The organism is Psychrobacter sp. GP33 (assembly GCF_014119005.1).
Taxonomy (GTDB): domain Bacteria; phylum Pseudomonadota; class Gammaproteobacteria; order Pseudomonadales; family Moraxellaceae; genus Psychrobacter.
This window is the reverse complement of sequence record NZ_JACGYX010000001.1, coordinates 527,767-542,973: the sequence shown is the minus strand read 5'-3', so window position 1 is coordinate 542,973 and position 15,207 is coordinate 527,767. Positions and strand designations below refer to the sequence as shown.

At 41.9% G+C, this 15,207-nt stretch carries 11 protein-coding genes; 5 read left to right on the top strand and 6 right to left on the bottom strand.

Going from position 1 to position 15,207, the window contains the following annotated elements; all coding sequences use genetic code 11:
- The first annotated feature begins 170 nt into the window (after positions 1 to 170).
- Complete coding sequence (locus H2245_RS02260) at positions 171 to 1,217, top strand: hypothetical protein (RefSeq protein WP_182405557.1); 1,047 nt, start codon at positions 171 to 173, stop codon at positions 1,215 to 1,217.
- Between the two features lie 88 nt (positions 1,218 to 1,305).
- Here H2245_RS02260 and H2245_RS02255 read toward each other — a convergent pair whose 3' ends face one another.
- From H2245_RS02255 to glpK, 4 genes are all read right to left on the bottom strand, one after another.
- Positions 1,306 to 1,998 carry a TetR/AcrR family transcriptional regulator gene (locus tag H2245_RS02255; protein WP_182405555.1) on the bottom strand — a complete coding sequence of 231 codons (693 nt, stop codon included), beginning with the start codon at positions 1,996 to 1,998 and terminating at the stop codon, positions 1,306 to 1,308.
- Positions 1,999 to 2,242: 244 nt separating this feature from the next.
- Positions 2,243 to 3,283, bottom strand: a complete 1,041-nt coding sequence (locus H2245_RS02250; RefSeq protein WP_182405553.1) for an endonuclease/exonuclease/phosphatase family protein — start codon at positions 3,281 to 3,283, stop codon at positions 2,243 to 2,245.
- Between the two features lie 346 nt (positions 3,284 to 3,629).
- Positions 3,630 to 4,142 (bottom strand): hypothetical protein, encoded by a 513-nt coding sequence (locus tag H2245_RS02245; RefSeq protein ID WP_182405550.1) that lies wholly within the window; start codon positions 4,140 to 4,142, stop codon positions 3,630 to 3,632.
- Between the two features lie 312 nt (positions 4,143 to 4,454).
- Entirely contained in the window at positions 4,455 to 6,083 is a 1,629-nt protein-coding gene (gene glpK / locus H2245_RS02240; protein ID WP_182405548.1) for a glycerol kinase GlpK, read from the bottom strand.
- A 370-nt stretch (positions 6,084 to 6,453) separates the two neighbouring features.
- On the opposite strand from glpK, the gene H2245_RS02235 reads away from it, so the two are divergent.
- The 4 genes from H2245_RS02235 (at position 6,454) to H2245_RS02220 (ending at position 11,993) form a co-directional block, all read left to right on the top strand.
- Positions 6,454 to 8,106 (top strand): TolC family protein, encoded by a 1,653-nt coding sequence (locus H2245_RS02235; RefSeq protein WP_182405546.1) that lies wholly within the window; start codon positions 6,454 to 6,456, stop codon positions 8,104 to 8,106.
- A gap of 126 nt (positions 8,107 to 8,232) precedes the next feature.
- Positions 8,233 to 9,501, top strand: a complete 1,269-nt coding sequence (locus tag H2245_RS02230) for an HlyD family secretion protein (protein ID WP_220464349.1) — start codon at positions 8,233 to 8,235, stop codon at positions 9,499 to 9,501.
- A gap of 3 nt (positions 9,502 to 9,504) precedes the next feature.
- Positions 9,505 to 10,794, top strand: coding sequence for an ABC transporter permease (locus tag H2245_RS02225; RefSeq protein WP_182405544.1), 1,290 nt, complete (start codon positions 9,505 to 9,507; stop codon positions 10,792 to 10,794).
- Positions 10,794 to 11,993, top strand: a complete 1,200-nt coding sequence (locus H2245_RS02220) for an ABC transporter permease (RefSeq protein WP_182405543.1) — start codon at positions 10,794 to 10,796, stop codon at positions 11,991 to 11,993. Before H2245_RS02225 ends, H2245_RS02220 begins: the two co-directional genes overlap by 1 nt.
- 110 nt (positions 11,994 to 12,103) lie before the next feature.
- Here H2245_RS02220 and sthA read toward each other — a convergent pair whose 3' ends face one another.
- A complete protein-coding gene (gene sthA / locus H2245_RS02215; protein ID WP_182405679.1) occupies positions 12,104 to 13,582 on the bottom strand; it encodes a Si-specific NAD(P)(+) transhydrogenase in 1,479 nt (492 codons plus the stop codon).
- A gap of 315 nt (positions 13,583 to 13,897) precedes the next feature.
- Positions 13,898 to 14,794 carry a pyruvate, water dikinase regulatory protein gene (locus H2245_RS02210; RefSeq protein WP_404944637.1) on the bottom strand — a complete coding sequence of 299 codons (897 nt, stop codon included), beginning with the start codon at positions 14,792 to 14,794 and terminating at the stop codon, positions 13,898 to 13,900.
- Between the last annotated feature and the right edge of the window lie 413 nt (positions 14,795 to 15,207).

Here is a 15,207-nt window from a genome sequence, read left to right as displayed (position 1 = left end):
TGATATAGAGCAAAGTCGTTAGGAAAACTTAACTTTTTCTTCACGATTTTTTATTTACCATTCTCTACAGAGTCTCAGCATAATGCACCGTATTATTGACGCAGATAATTAATGCATAAAAAATACGTTTAATTTATCAATAAAAATATCTGTGCAATAAGGCTTACTCTATGTTTAACCGTACTGTTTTAGCAGTTAACAATGTCATTGATGGATTGCCGACTAACCTACTCTTTCCAACATTAGCAGTGACATTATTGCTCACAACGACATCTCTAGCGCAGGCTGCTAATAACCCTGCTCTTTCCTGCAAAAACACCACCACCCCCTTTACCCAAAAAAATCCAGCTACAGTCTCTCAGAATAAACAAGTTAAAAACAAACCTCAAAATGAACAGCAGCGTCTTATTGGTTGCATGGTTACTCAATTAAAGCAATATCAACAACCAGAATACTCTGCGCGCCAGCAATATCTTGCCTATAAAGCGCAAGCTTGGCTGAACTATGCCAATTATGAAGACAGTATCAACAGTAGAACAGCTTCGGGTCACTATGCTTTGCAAACAGGCAGCAATATACTGGCGGCGTTAGTCAATGGCACAGATGAGCAGATAAAAATTACAGCCGATATTCCACCAACCTCAGCATTAATGCGTCCTGATTTATGGGCAACGCTGCAGGCTTTAAAGGAAAACGATGGCATTACGCTGGCTCCTCGGGAGTTAGCATTTAGTGAAGTGGCGTTAATTTGGGCAGCCACTGAGCAATGCAAGCAAGGCTGGAGACATTCTGGTGCCCACTTTCGTATGAGCGAGCGATGGCTTGAGCAAGCACGTGAGGCTTATATCAATGCTCATGACTCAAAGACAAACGTCGCTCTTGAAGAACGTATCAATCAATACTTTAAACAATACACGCCTTTGGATACCGGCGAAGATAAGTGTCAGGGTCAAGTACTACCAGCTAGCGTGCAAAGCTCATCAGAAAACATATTACGTGAAGCGCCTTTATTAAAAATACAACTAGACACAAAGTTAAACACACAGCCGATGACAAAGCTAACAAGTACAGACGCCTTACAGATTAAAATTACCCGTACCTTATCTGCTGTCCAAGTCGCGCCTAACATAACCCTTGCCCCATTAATGCCAGTACCATCAATATCAGCGCCTATACCGATGCCCGTACCAACAGCAACTTATAAAATTGTTCAGTAATATCTACCAAGAAAATGACTAACTATCTTTAATAAGATACAAAAAAGCCAGATTATATAATCCGGCTTTTTTATACTGATGAAAAGGATTAACGATGCTTACGTGGTAGCTTTTCTGGTAAATAACAGCGCAAATAAGCAATAGAAGCGGTCGTTGCTTCTTGGATATAATGATCCGTAATGCTTTCATGAAGACGATAAGACAAGGTAAAGATGGAATTAACGATGCTATAAGTAATCAATAAAACGTCTTCAACATCTTCAAAATTTGGCATCTCGTAACGTTCTTCCAAACGCTGATAGACCAATTTCACAATTTGATGATCCATGTCTTCACCAAAGCCGTCACCTTCAAAATCTGGTGTATTAGTGTCATAAATCAGTTTTGCTTTAGTCTTATCACTGTGGAAGATATGCACACAACGCTCAATCAGCGCTGTTAGATAACCCTGCCATCTGTCATAGTTCTCTGTCTCAACGGTGGCCAAAACTTCTAATATTTCAATCGCATTTAAAAAGCGTAACGCTAAGAATATCGCTTCTACATTTGGGAAGAAATGATAAGCAGAAGCGCGTGGAATATCTGCTTCTTCACATACTGCTGCCAGCGTAATGTCATTAATCGACTGTGTTTCACTCAGCTTTTTAGCACCCATTAATAACTTTTGGCGGCGTGCGCGACCCTGTTGACTGGTGAATTTAAACTTATTTGGTACAAGCTTGCGTGCCAGCTCTGAATCTACCAATACATCTTCAATTTTGTCGTCTTTATTGTCACTCATGATGAACCTCTTGATGTTGCGCTCTGTATTTACTACTCAATGTTTACCACGGCATTTTTATTGACCAATCATTACACTTAACGGGCAGATAATCAGCAGCTTAATAATGAATATAACCGCTGCTCCTTTCAATAAAAACGCATCATAAATACTTGTATCTTATTAAACAAAAGCGACGATAGGTTAAAATAATAAGGTATGAAACAATTGATAAAACAATGTCTGTCCTACTCAAATACCCTGATCAAACGTGCAGCTTAATCTTGGCTCGTATAATACCATGATCAGTGACTCTATCGTCATAGTCCCACTTCAAATGATCATTAAAATAATCTACGCGCTCAACTTGACCGAGCGCAAACTTACTCTCAGGTAAAAATTCTTCAGATACGAATAACTGATCTATAACCTCAGGCATTCCTTGGTAAATATGGGTATACGCTACATCCTTCATCCAACCGTAGCGCGCTTGCACTCGTGCGGCATCATATAAGGCAACATCTCGCATGCTTTTATCATAATGTACCTCACTGGTCTCAGTCATCAATTGGGTCGTGACGCTGTCAGTGACATCATTCATATCACCAAGCAGAATGAGCGGCTCACGCGTATGGTGCAAACGCTCAATGATAGACAAACGTATCGATGCCGCTTCAGCCGCACGCATACATAGACTACGCAGCTTGGCACGAATACGAATATTAGGGTCATCCATATCTTCTAATAAATTACCTGCCTCGTCTCTTAAGAAAAAGGCACGCTTACTTTTAAGATGGGCGGTGATGATAGTTATCGGCTGACCATGAGCATTAACCCGTAAAACCAGTGGCGGACGAATAAAACGACGATACGGTCCAATATCAGGAATATCTATCACTGCTTTATCAGCAACTTCTTCAAGTAAACTGCTTTCAAGCTGCTCAAAACGACTAATAATCCCAACTGCTGGCGTGTTTTGGGCGCCACGTCCCTGTGTATAAGGGCTCGCTATATCGTTACTGGCAAGCGGTATCACAATGTGTTCAGGCTTGAACCCCAACCCTTCAACAACGGCTTCTAAAGCCTGACTGTCCCACACCTCTTGTACGGCAATAATGTCTGCATGGGCTTTTGATAACAGCTCAGTCATACCGCGCACTTTTTTCTCATAGCTTTTATTGTCATAAGCTCGCGCATTGTCATAGTAGATACGATTTGGATTAGCAAGGTTGAGCAAGTTCGCTGTGGCAATGTAAAAACTTTTCGACCTCTTGATTTGAGGATCGCTGTAATTATGATCTGACATAAATAACCTTCTTTTATTTATTTTTATAATAATAAGATAAAGTGTTATTAAATAATGAACTAAATAATATAGTTATTATATAATTATATTAAAGTTGTCTGTCATCAATAGTAGGTTTTTTAATTATTAATATGTAACAAAATTTACTTCTTATTATTCCTTACTTAATAAAATTTTATTAATATTCATATATGATCTTTAAGAACTAGAAGTGAATTATTCAAGAAAAAACATTTATAGTCATTATTTTTAAAGTCTTTAAAATCATTAAAACAAAAAAAGCCTCTAACGGATTAGGCTAGAGGCTTTTATAATAATCATTCATTATTTAGTTATTAACGATGAGCTATTTAATACGATTCCAAGCATCACGAGAAGCCAGACGCGCATCATTCCACGCTAGACGCGATTCCCCTTTTACCTCATTCCACGACTGCTCTAGTTCAGACTCGTGATCTTCAAAACGAGCATTTACTGGATAACGTGCGCGGTTCGCATAACCAACGGCATAGGCAGGATGTAGGTCACGGTCATACTCTAAACCTTCTTTATGATAATTAGCATTGGCATACTCTGCTCGCCAGTACGCTTCTTCACGCGTTGGATCAATAGCTTCAGCCGCCGCGTGTCCTACGCCGCCGCCAACGATTGCACCAATTGCGCCGCCAATCAGCGTTCCTAATGGACCTACTACTGACCCAATTGCTGCACCGGCTGCTGCACCACCAATACCACCGACTCCGGTACCTACTGGATGTGAGCCTGGTTCACCAGTAATAATATCTGCATTCAAATCTTTTTTTGATTCTTTAGATAAATTCTTAACTGCACTGCGATCAATTCCGTCATAATTACTCATTTTATAATCCTCTTATATATTGTTATATGTTCATTTTATTTTTAATAATTTTAAAGAGTACAAATAACAGCAGGTTACTAATAACAAATTATTCAAATTTAATATTATATGTGTTAAACCTAATAATTATGCTGTTGTCATACCAATCATTTAAGACCCATGAAGTATAGAAAATAAACAAGGCGGGCTGATAGGTCGATTATGTAAATTATGTCCATATTGTTATTAGCTTAAGTTACAACTTGTATCTCGTTTAAAAAATTTTAGCTCAGAATTTTATGAATAACCCCTGCTTATTAAACCTAACGCACTTTATAATAGCGCTCTTTTTATCGCTTGCTGCCATTTATGAATATGTTGCTCGCGTTTGTCATCAGACATGCTTGGTTCAAAGATACGATCCATTTGCCAAGATTTCGTCATGATGGATTCATCGTATAAGCCACTTTTCAATCCTGCTAACAATGCGCTGCCTTTTGCTGTGATTTCTGTATCTTTTGGACGCAATACGGGAACACCCAGTAAGTCGGCTTGAAACTGCATGAGTAGATTATTATGCGCAGCACCGCCATCAACGCGTAATTCTGTCAGCGGATGGGGACTGTCTTTTTGCATGGCTATCAAAATATCATAGGTTTGATAAGCAATGGCTTCAAGCGCCGCACGGGCTATATGTGCTTTTGTGCTGCCACGACTAAGACCACTGATACTGGCATTAACATCCGAGCGCCAATACGGTGCGCCAAGCCCAGTAAATGCAGGAAGCAAGACTACCTCCTCGCTACTGTCTACTTGCTGGGCTAAGGTTTCAATATCACAGCTGTTCGTAATCATGCCTAGATTATCACGCAACCATTGCACAATGGCACCTGCCATAAATACACTACCTTCAAGCGCATAAGTCACCTCGCGTCCAGCTCCAGCATTAGAATCTTGTAGCAGGCGCGTGCCCGATTGCATCAGTTGCCCAAGTAAGCGTTTCTCCGTCCGGTTGGATGCAGTCTGTTTGAGTGAAATGTTTCGTTGCCAAGCAATGGTAGTCAGCAGTTGATGCTCGCTAAGTTTTGGGATAGCGCCAATATTCATGAGCATAAAACAACCGGTGCCATAAGTATTTTTTGCCATTCCCGCTTTAAGACAACCTTGCCCAAACAGCGCAGCTTGCTGGTCGCCCAATACCGCTTGAATGGGTATTTGCTTAGCAAACAGTCCTTTTTTGGTTTTACCGAAGTCACCATCAGATGGTAGAACTTTGGGTAATATTGACTTTGGAATATCAAAACAAGCACACAGCTCATCAGACCATTGCAGTTTGTGAATATCATATAATAAGGTTCGCGAAGCATTGGTGATATCAATAACATGCTCGCCGCCCGTCAGCTGATAGATAAGCCAACTGTCAATCGTTCCGACAGCAATCTGTCCACCTTGACTACTATTGGCTCGTGCCTTAAGCGTAGGATAATTCTCCAGTAACCAAGCGATTTTGCTGGCGCTAAAGTACGGATCAAGGCGCAAACCGGTCATCTTTTGCACATTATCTTCTAGGCTAAATTGATGATTGGTATTACCATTACTTTCAGTATCATAAGCACGTGCTAAATTCTCGCAGTAGCTTGCAGTACGTCTGTCTTGCCAAATAATCGCTGGTGCTAATACTTTACCGGTTTGCTTATCCCAAATAACGATTGATTCGCGCTGATTAGTGATAGCAATACTTGACACATCCGTTGCTAGTAGCCCTGCTTGGTTAATAACATCATGAGCGCAGCTGATTTGGGTTTGCCAAATTTGACGCGCGTCTTGTTCAACATAGCCAGCTTTTGGGGTTTGCAGCGTGGTTGGCTTTTGCACTATTTTTATCGGACGCGCTTGATCATCGTACAAAATTGCGCGACTTGAAGTAGTGCCTTGATCTAAGGCTAGAATATATCCTGCCATTATAATTCCCTTCCTTTTCCCTGCGAGCTTGTGCTTTTAAATTTAGAGGCTATCGCTTTGTAGCTTTTAGCTATTTTTTATTTTATTTTTCATACTTTTTCCTATGATTTTTACAGAGATTATTACCATTCCTACTTATGATTATCAGCTTTACTGTATCAAAACACTGACGGTAAATTAGAATAAATCTTGTATAATTTTAGCCTAAAAATGACATCACTTTTATATAGTAAAGGTGATTTAGCATCGCTAATTACCTTATGTAATATAATACAAGCTTTTAATAAGTATTGACCCGTCATGATTGTCGCTCTACAGTATGCATCTTGTTGTCATACTAATTCTCTTTCATCAATGGCGTACTTAACTTATGAAATTTGCGTGGTCGTCTTTGTCTGCTGCTGTATTTGCTACTTTACTAATGGGATTGTCCGCGCCTGCTTCTGCAGTTGTCGAAAATAAAGTTACTAATAAAGATAATAAAAGTAATAGCAATGAGGTGGAGACTAGCCAAATTACTAGAGTAAATAAGTCAGCAGTGACAGAAATAAGCCGCCATGAGAAAAAAGAGGAAAAAAACACGCCTGCGCTCAGCACCATAAATGACCCTGTTACGCATAAAAATATTGATAACAGCTATCCGCTTGAGGTATCCAGTTTTTTGAGCCTTGAGGAAGCACAAAATATACTGTTACAAGTATCACCAAAGCTTGCTGCCAATCAAGCTGCCATCGCTGCAAGTGACTATCAGACGGATGCCTTAAAAACGGTAGACAATCCTTTTGTGTTTGCCCAAGTATCTGCTAGTGCTTATACCTTACAAGAAGACGTCGATTTATCTAAGCTGAAAAATGGCGTGGTCTCTAACATAAATAGTGCTGTCGGCGATGTCAGTGGTTCTATTCCAGCGCTGCCAGCACTACCAAATTTTGGAGAATTGGTTGGTGAGCGTATTCCAGATAGCTACGAATTTAAACGCTCAGGCACACGCACAGGTGCTGGCGTCGGGGTGGTTTGGCCGGTATATACCGCGGGGCGAACTACAGCGCTAACAGGATTGTCAGAAGCACGTACCCAAGAGGCCGTCGCAGATAGTGTCTTGGATAAAAATGAGCTATATAACACATTAATTGAGCGATATTTTAAAGCGCAATTGGCGATTATTGCTGCCTATTTGCGTGAAGATGCTTACGATACCTTGCAACAGACCGATCATATGGCCAAGCGCTTATTCGAAGAAGGGTTTATTTCTCGGGTTGAACGCCTAGAAGCTCAGTCGGCGCTAGCAGATGCCAATAGCGAGGCGGTCAATGCTAATAATGACGCTAGGCTTGCGATGATTGCATTGCAACGTCTACTACGTACCAATTATCCCATTAAACCAACCACGCCATTATTTGTCTCTAGTCGCCAGCTGCCTGATGTCAGCTACTTTCAAGAACTGGCACTGCATCATCATCCAGGATTACAAAAAGTCGCTGCCAAACGAGCGCAAGCCCAGCAGCTACATGCATTATCAGACACGGGTTATAAGCCTACTGTTATGCTATATGGCTATGGCGAATTAGAACAAAAGCCAAGCTGGGTTGCTGGCGTATCGGCAAGCTGGAAGCTGTGGGGTGGACTTGATAAGACCGCATTGCTCGCCTCAAGCAGTGCCAAAATACGGCAAGCGGATTTATCTGAGATTGAAGTTAGTGATAACTTATTATTACTGGTCGAAAAAAACTGGCACGATGTGAATAACGCCCAATCACGCTATCAAGCGCTGCAAAGCAATGTTGACTTGGCGGCAGAAGTATTACGTTTGCGTCGATTGGGTCTCCAAGAAGGTGTAAACACCACCGTTGATGTGGTTCAAGCCCAGACTCAATTTCTAAAGGCGCGCACCGAACAGGCGCAAGCGGCAAATAACTATGTACAAGGACTGGCGGCATTGATGCAAAGTTGTGGCACGCCCCTAGCCTTTAATGCTTATCTTAATGCAGCAGATATCAGATTGCCTACCTTATATAGTGAATAGCTTTTTAAGACGGTAAGGGAGTGAATGCCAAATTTTCATAACTGCCCTTACTTTATAGTTTATATATTAAAAATAAAACATTATCTCGCTCTTCACTGATTTTATTGCTTTAGGAATGTCATAGCCATGCACGACCCTAAGAACGATGCAGACGACGCTCAAAACTCTACCGATGCTACTGAGCAACATGACGGGAAAGGCGCTGAGCACATGTCTATAGATACTATGGCATCAGAAACGATTGAAGCAAATGAAATTCATAATCAAGATAATAAAGCTAAGTCTAATGGTGCGCCTGAAAATACATCAAATATAACTGCCTATCAGCGTCGCCAATCAAAAACCAAATCTTCTGCTGTTATTAAAAAGGTTATCGTGGCGCTGCTGGTTATCGTAATTCTTAGTGCTATCGGTTATGGATTGTTAAAAAGCACGCAACATAACGAGCCCGAAGTTATTACCTTGCAAGGGCAAATGCAAATGCAACAAACCTCCATCGCAGCGAAAGTTCCTGGGCGTATTGCTCAAATTTTAGTTACCGAAGGCGATATGGTAACTATTGGTCAGCAGCTGATTAAGATGGATTCACCTGAGATTAATGCCAAGATTAATCAGGCACGTGCAGGTAAGCAAATGGCACAAAGTCAGTTGGATAAAGCGGAAAATGGTGCCCGTCCTCAAGAGATTGCTCAAGCAAAAGCGGCATGGCTTGCTAACAAAGCGGCTTCTGACTTGGCAGCCAACACTTATGAGCGCGTTAATCGCCTTTATGAAGAGGGCTTAATGGCGCGGCAAAAGCGCGATGAAGCCTTTGCCCAATCTTTAGCGACTCAAGGTCAAACGGAAGCCGCACGGTTACAATATGACTTAGCGATGGAAGGGGCGCGTAGCGAAGACAAATCGGCAGCAGTGGCGCAAGTAGCACAAGTCGATGCCAAGCTCGATGAAGCATTGGTCGCTAAAGAAGAAGCAAACTTAAAAAGCCCTATTGCCGGTATTGTTGATAATGTGATCGTGAGTGCTGGTGAGGTCATTGGTCAAGGCGTGCCACTTTTAACCTTAGTCGATACAAATAAGCAGTGGGTTGTGATTAACGTCACTGAAACCTACCTAAATCAATTTGCCATCGGTCAGCAATTTACGGGCACTATTCCGGCGCTATCCTCGCCAGACCAGCCTTTTACCAAATCATTTATCGTTTATGCAACATCAACGCTATCGGATTTTGCCACGTGGCGACCGACGAATAGTGAAGATGGTTTTGATGTGCGAACCTTTGAAATCAAAGCACGACCCACCACTCCTGACCCTAGAATTCGCTCGGGCATGAGTGTCATCGTGCGTATCACACCGCAAGTGTCCAATACGGCTCAATCTAATAAAGTTAAAGGGTAAGCAATGCGCCTTATTCGGGCTTTTAGTCGCAGCAGCGCTTATGAGTGGCGGTTTTTAGCCAAAAATCCATGGGACTTGACCATGGTGGTGTGGCTACCACTCGTAACAGTATTAATGGTTTGGTGGATTTTTTCCCAAACTCAAATCACTGATTTACCTATTGGCGTGATTGACCAAGACAACAGCCCTATCTCCAATACAGTCGCGCGCTATCTAGAAGCCAGCCCTGATATTACTATTCAGCAATTTTATCACTCGCCAGCCACTGCCAAAGCAGCGATATTACAGCGCGATATTTATGCGCTGGTTATTATTCCTGAAGACTTTGAGCGCAATATTTTATCCAGTAAACCTGCGCCTTTAATATTACAGGTCAATGCTCAATACGGCACGCATTCAGGGATTATCCAAAAAAGTGTGCAATCCGTTGCTGGTACTTTATCTGCGGGCGTTGAAATAAAACGCTTGGTTAAGCAAGGCATGGCACCGTCGCAAGCAACAATCGCCTACTCACCGATTGGTATTCAGCGCATCAGCTTGTTTAATGCGGCAACTAACTATCAGCAGTTTTTAGCGTCGACAGTAATTCCAGCGTTATTGCATATATTAGCTATGGTGATTGGTGCGACTACCATCGGGCGCGAGCTACGTGATAAGCAGCTGGGTCGCTGGTATCATTTTATTGCGCGCGGTCATCCTGATTTAACGGTAGAAAATAGTAATAGTTTTGATAATAATTCGCTAAACACAGCCGATAACGTTTCACAACCTCTATTATCAACACCGAAAACAGTATATCTGACCGTTTTATTAGCTGGTCTATTAGGTAAATACGTTTGGCCAATGTTGGCTTATAGTATTTGGGCAGCGTTGGCGTTATGGCTTGCTACTCGACAGCAAGCGGTTGCTGCCGACTCGCTGATGATCACATATTGCGGTTTATTATTATTGATGGCACTTTCCTTTTGGCTGGGAGCAATCTTTACCCTTGGCTCGTTCTCTTTACGCACAGGCTTGTCCGCAACGGGGTTTATCTCGGCGCCCTCTTATGCCTTCGCTGGGGTCACCTTTCCTTATATCGCAATTAGTGACAGCGCTCAGCATTGGTCGGATGCGCTACCCCTTACCCATTATTTAAAGTTGCATATTGCTCAATTACAAATGCAAGCGCCAGCTGCCATCTCAGTGCCAATCGTTTATGGCTTGGTATTGGCAACTATTGTGGCAATGAGCTTAACCACTTTATTGACCAAACGCGCTTTGGCGCATCCTGAACGTTGGGGCGCTCGCTAATGTCAAAATCAAATCTTGCCCCACAACATAACCTCTCAGCGCAGACTTTTTTTGCCAGTTTTATACAAACGCTTAAAGATATCTTTGTAGATAAAGGCGTGCTATTGATGCTCATTATTGCACCTATTATATATGGCTTCTTTTATCCGTGGCCCTACTCAGCAGAAGTGGTCAATCATGTGCCCGTTGGCATTATTGACCATGATAATAGCGTGCTATCACGTACGATTGTCCGTTATGCGAGCGCCAGTCCACAAATTGATGTCGAACCCTTTAGTAATGAGCAAGCAGCAAAAATGGCAATTTGGTCGGGCAACATTGCTGGCTATATGATTATCCCGATTGGGATTGAGGAAAAAGTATTATCAGGAAAAGCAGCCAGTGTTAGCGTGCTAGGCAATGGCGGTTACTTTATTTTAAATAGAAACGTGCAACTGGGGTTTTTGCAGGCGGTCAGTACCGTGTCAGCAGGCATTGAGGTAAAGAAAAACGTGGCACAAGGGGCATATTCGCCTACGGCTGCAAAAAATACCCAAGCCGTGCCATTACAAATCATTCCGCTATACAATCAAACCCAAGGCTATGGCGCTTATGTCGTGCCAGCGGTTGCTATCCTTATTTTGCAACAAACACTATTAATGGCGACGGCAATGCTCATTGGTACGTGGTATGAAGAGCGCCGTCATGCGACCAGTATTAGTGGCTGGCTTGGGCGTATTATGGCGTTAAGCCTGCTCAGCTTTTTGGTTGGCTGCTTTTATTACGGGTGGATGTTTGAGCTGCATAACTATCCACGCGGACACAACATGCTTGGTAGCTTACTATTTTTGTTATTATTCTGCCCAACAGTAGCGACCCTTGGCTGTGTCCTTGGATTATGGTTTAGGCAGCGCGAACGCAGCTTGCAGATATTAATCTTCAGCTCGTTACCGATATTTTTCTTAAGTGGCTATCCGTGGCCTGCCAACCAGTTACCAGAAGCTTTAAAAGTAATACGCTGGCTGGTACCGACAACGCCAGGACTAAACACTTCTGTGCAGCTGAATCAAATGGGTGCCAGTATTGCGCAAGTGGCAACTGGACTTTACGCGCTTGCCGCATTGTGGTTGTTTTACTTTATGCTCTTGCTGTTATTTCGTTGGCGCATGCAAGATGCTCGCCACATTAATAACGTGACTGCTGAAATTAAAAAACTTTAATAAGCATTAAGATAAAACAACTTATCTTAACTTATTAAAAAATGCATAAAAAAAAGCGCCTGTACCGTAACAGACGCTTTTTTATTGACTCACTTTAATACTTGCAACCTTTAAAATATACGGTTCAAACCATTCAATGCTGCAACGCGATAGGCTTCTGCCATCGTTGGATAGTTAAAGGTCGTATTAACAAAGTATTCAAGTGTGGCGTTACATTTCATCACTGCTTGCCCAATATGAATAATCTCAGAGGCATGATTACCGTAGCAATGAATCCCTAAAATCTCTAACGTCTCACGGTGAAATAAGATTTTTAGAACACCTGAACGCTCGCCAATAATTTGCGCACGCGCCAAGTGTTTAAAGAATGCCTGACCTACTTCATAAGGTACTTTAGCATCCGTTAATTCTTGCTCGGTTTTACCGATACATGAAATTTCAGGAATAGTATAAATGCCGGTTGGAACGCTTGATACTGGCTCGGCGTCAAGATCACCAACCATAAAGGCGGCAGCACAGCGACCTTGGTCATAAGCAGCGGATGCCAATGATGGCCAACCGATAACGTCGCCCGCGGCATAGATATTTTCAACTTCGGTACAGTAAGTATCATCAACTTTCAGCTGACCACGGCTATTGGCTTTTAGACCCAAACTTTCTAAATTTAAGCCTTCAGTATTACCCGAGCGTCCATTTGACCATAAAATCGCATCGGATTTAATTCTTTTACCACTTTTTAAATGCAAAATCACACAGTCATCATGCGTCTCTAAATGGTCGATCTCTTCATTGCTGCGGATAACCACGCCGAATTGACGGAAGTCATGGGCAATGGCATCACTGATTTCACTATCAAGATAGCTTAACAGCTGGTTTTGGTTATTAATCAAATCCACTTTATAGCCAAGACCAGTAAAGATAGAAGCATATTCACAGCCAATCACGCCCGCGCCATAAATAATGATTTTCTTAACCACATAATCCATCTGTAGAATTTTATCAGAATCAAACACGCGTGGATGATCAAAGTCTAAGATATCAGGGCGATATGGACGGCTACCGACAGTAATGATTGCCTTATTAAAGGTAATGGTTTCAAAAGTATTTTCATCAATCTCGATACGTATCGTGTTTTTATCGATAAAATTTGCCCAACCATGAATCACTTCGATTTGGTTGCGCTCATAAAATCGGGTATGCGTTTGAACCTGTTGAAGAATTACTTTGCGAGCTTTGGCTAACACGATATTCAGCGGCACTTGATGATAGTCCATCGCTTTGGTGAACATCTGATCACGGCGAAAGTTAATCAGATTAAAGACCGATTGGCGTAGCGCTTTACTAGGGATAGTGCCAACGTGGGTACAGTTACCTCCTACTTGCTCACGCGGGTCAATGACCACTACTTTCTTACCTGATTTGGCAAGCTTCATGGCGGCAGCTTCACCCGCAGGACCTGCGCCCAATACGACCGCGTCATATTCAAACTCATGCTTGTCGCCTTTGAGGCGCTGTGAGTCTTTGGTAAAGCCGGATTTTACATCAATACGGATATCATCCAGCGGATTTACCAATTGTGGGTGATGCATGATGTCATCATTCACTTGCTCATGTGTTTGCTCAATGCGCTCATCTTTAGTTGCAGGAGTAGTCACTTCAGGTAGTGTCACTGGCGCACTACCACTGTCTTTATTGGAGACTTCTGTAGTCATTTTGCTACCTGTATCATTAGTGGTATCGCCTTTACGTTTTCTTCCCATTGTATCCTCTTTACTTTATGATTTTTCAGCGGGTTAATAGATAGATAATCGTTCCATACTATAAAATAAGCTATAGTAAATTTTAATGGCTTATCAGCCAAGCCTAATAATAGAGGGTGGTAATACTATGTGATGCTTATAAAGTTAACCAATGCGGCGCTTTAGTCCGGTCATCTGCAAAATACGAGTGGCAATCTCTTCAACGGACATCTCGGACACATCAAGACTTGGAATACCTTGTGAGGTATAGATGCCTTGTATCGCACGCTGCTCTTGCTGGCACTGCTGATAACTTGAATAACGGCTACCGGCGCGGCGTTCTTGTCGTATTTTCACTAAGCGATCGGTATCAATAATTAGCCCAAACAGTTTATCTTTATGCTCACGCAACGCTTTTGGCAACTGATTATCGTATAAATCATCTTCAGTCAGCGGGTAGTTCGCGGCGCGGATACCAAATTGTAGGGCTAGATATAACGATGTCGGCGTTTTACCTGAACGCGATACACCAATCAAAATAATATCGGCTGCATGATAATGACGGGTGCGAGCACCATCATCGTTATCGAGCGCAAAATGGACTGCATCTATACGCTCTTTATAGGTTTCAGAGTCTACATTATCGTGCGCATGTCCAGAATCACCATCCGGTTCCACACCTATTTCTTCAGCAATACGCCCAATCAGACCCTCATACATATCTAAATTACAACTGCGAGCAGCATTTATCTTTTCGCGAATCTCAGGATTAACAATAGTATCAAACACCAATGGCAGTAGCCCATCACGCTGATAAGCAATATTAATTTGCTCAACTGCATCATCGGCTCGCTCTAAAGTATCAACATAAGGCAACACGCGAGTTTCAAATGGCACAGAGGCAAACTGACTTAATATAGAACGACCCAATGTTTCTGCAGTAATCGCAGTTCCATCAGAGATAAAAAATGCACTTCGAATGGTTTGTGAATTGTCCAAGCTTAGCGCGTGGTGGTTTTGAATCGTGGGCTTATTTTGTTCAGACGGATTGCTTGAATACATAACTGAAAAACCTCGATGGGTGCCTTTGAGTGGTTGACTTATTAAGCAGGGATGACTGACATTATACTCACAATAGGCAGCCAATAGAAATCAATGTTAGCATAACTATCCAGCCTTCGTTTTAGTCATCATTGTAGACTTGTCTACTACTGCTTCTCTAGCATTTATTCTTATGAGTAGGCATTACTAGCTATTACCACTATTTATCACGCCTTAATAACCATTAAATAACGTTTTTTACAGCACTATAAAAATGAATACTAACTTGATATTTTCGACAGCGAAAAAAATATCCTACTAAAAACTCGATTATTTTTCATAAATAAGTGAAAAACTGCTCCTATTTAGAAAATATTTGCTTAAATCACTCGAAATCTTCCTAATATGCGGGTATAATTCAGCGTTATAATCTT